The organism is Thermogutta sp., assembly GCF_039793925.1.
In the GTDB taxonomy this organism is placed as follows: Bacteria; Planctomycetota; Planctomycetia; order Pirellulales; family Thermoguttaceae; genus Thermogutta.
Genome location: NZ_JBAMME010000367.1, coordinates 1 through 2,036 on the forward strand (window position 1 = coordinate 1; position 2,036 = coordinate 2,036).

Sequence of the window (2,036 nt, forward strand, 5' to 3'; positions counted from 1 at the left end):
GGTACGCAGGATGATGGCCAGCAACTCGGCGGTGGAGAGAGCTCCCGGGCCCAGCCGAGCCAGCCGCTCGCGGGGACGCTCACAGACAGGCAAATCTCGCATGGTTACGGTTGTTGCGGGTTTAGGGAAAGGGAAGTAGAGCATGGGGATTTGTGTGCCTTTCATCGCCGGCCTCCTTGGAAGCCTGGCGGGAAGACAGGTATCCCCCGGCGGGGGAAACCGTCCCCCCGCCGGGGGTGGATGTTCTTCTACTCGCGCGGATGTTACGGAGCCGTGACCGGGTAACACAAATCCTGCAGGAACTCCTCGCCGGCACCCAGCTCGGAATACCGGCGGTAGAGCTCCTGCAGCTCTGGCTGCAGGGCCAGGACCAGCCGTGCCTCCACCGGGCTAAGGGGCAGGTCCCGGCCGCACCGTTGACAGCTCAGTGCCCCGCGGCGATTTCGTGCCCCACAATGAGGGCATGTTTTTGAGTAGGAAAGCAGTGTTGTCATGTTTCTCCTTTCTCCCATCCGTCGGACCCCCGGCGAGGAGGGCGGTCGTCCGTCTCCCCCCGCCGGGGGTGGATATTCTACTCCGCGCGCGGGAGAGCGCAGTGGTCATCCACGATTTTCTCGCTCCCGCACCGTGGACACCTGGTGGGCGTAGGGTACGGAGCCCCCGTCCACCCACAGGTTTTGCACCGAATCTTGTAGATGCCTCCCTCCTGGTGCACCCACCCGCGTCGAGTGAACATTAGAGGTTCACCACACCATTGACATTTCATGTCTCACCTCCATCTCCTCGGCCTTCATGGTGAGTATCAGACGAACGAGGCCCATGGCCTTGTCCGGGTGGATGGTACCCACATAGACCAGATGGATGATACGAGCAATCTCGCGCATCATCTGGTCAGCAAGGTTCTCCTGAGGCTGCTCCAGTAAGAACTGGACCGCGTCCTGGATGGCCTGGATTCGCTCTTCTACAGTGCACCCTTTGGGGAAATGGAGTGGAGTCACCAAGTTCCCCAGTCGTGCTACCCGCGAGGGGTGCATCTGCTGTCGGCAGATACGATCCAGGTCCAGGTAGCCTATGTAGTCGGCATAGCGATCCAGGACTGTGGGCCCTCCCATGGCTGTACGGAAATCCATGATCCCCGCTGCTGGGCGCTGGCACACCCAGCAGCGGTACACCGGACCGGTTTGAACTGGTCGGATGTTCACAGTAACCTCCATTCTCTGTAATTTGGTTGCTCTTTGGTTGCTCGAGGAGATGGCAATCAGAACGTATCCTCCACCGCCTCCTCGTACTCCTCCCCGCTGTCTCCGTTCAGCATTTTCGGGCGGTAGACCTCGGCCCAGCGGTCTACCTCGTCCCAGCAGATGGCATCTACCATCCCTGAGCCTATGAAGTCCCGATCTGGATCGAAGTCCCTGTCCCACATGGGAGGGGTGATCAGTGACTTGTGGTCTCCCTTCCCCACCCAGATGGGTTGCCCCGCAGCAACGCGCATCCAGAATACATAACTGGGGGCCTTGCCCCCAGTTGCTTTCCGGACAGCCTTTGCAAACTCGTGGCGCGCTGCGTTGAAGTAGGCGCCCGCCAGCCCAGTGAAGGTCAACTTCACTGGCCCGAAGGTGCCGTCTGCGCACTTAATGTAGCAGAGAAACTGGGTTTTACCCCGGGCCCCGGGCCGATATTTTTCCAACAACTCGCCCGTCCCGGGGTCGAACCAGTAGAAGCGGCGGCGCAGAACCGCTATTTCCAGCTGGTCTGTGTATAGAACTTCGGTGGATTTGCCGTTCGGGTGACGAAGCAGGGAGTATATGGAGTTGGGGAGAGGTACATCCTGGTCTATAGGCGATGCGAATCCCCCAATGGGCTGCTGCGGCTCCAGGTCAGTGCCGCGGTTAACCCACTGCACATGTGGATATGACTCGCTGATGTCATCTCCCCGGCTATAGTGGCGCTTCCATGCAGGCTGCTGGGCCACCGGCTGGGCTGATGCAGACTGCTGGGCCACCGGCTGGGCTGATGCAGGCTGCTGGGCCACCGGC

General features: G+C 60.7%; 3 protein-coding genes. All 3 read right to left on the minus strand.

Features of this window, described 5'->3' with window-relative positions:
* Window positions 1-263: 263 nt before the first annotated feature.
* Window positions 264-494, minus strand: a complete 231-nt coding sequence (locus tag ABJK56_RS19755; protein ID WP_347246410.1) for a zinc-ribbon domain-containing protein — start codon at window positions 492-494, stop codon at window positions 264-266.
* 249 nt (window positions 495-743) lie between these two features.
* Window positions 744-1,202, minus strand: coding sequence for a hypothetical protein (locus tag ABJK56_RS19760; protein ID WP_347246411.1), 459 nt, complete (start codon window positions 1,200-1,202; stop codon window positions 744-746).
* Window positions 1,203-1,258: 56 nt separating this feature from the next.
* On the minus strand, window positions 1,259-2,036 hold a 778-nt coding region (locus ABJK56_RS19765), incomplete at its 5' end, for a hypothetical protein (protein ID WP_347246412.1).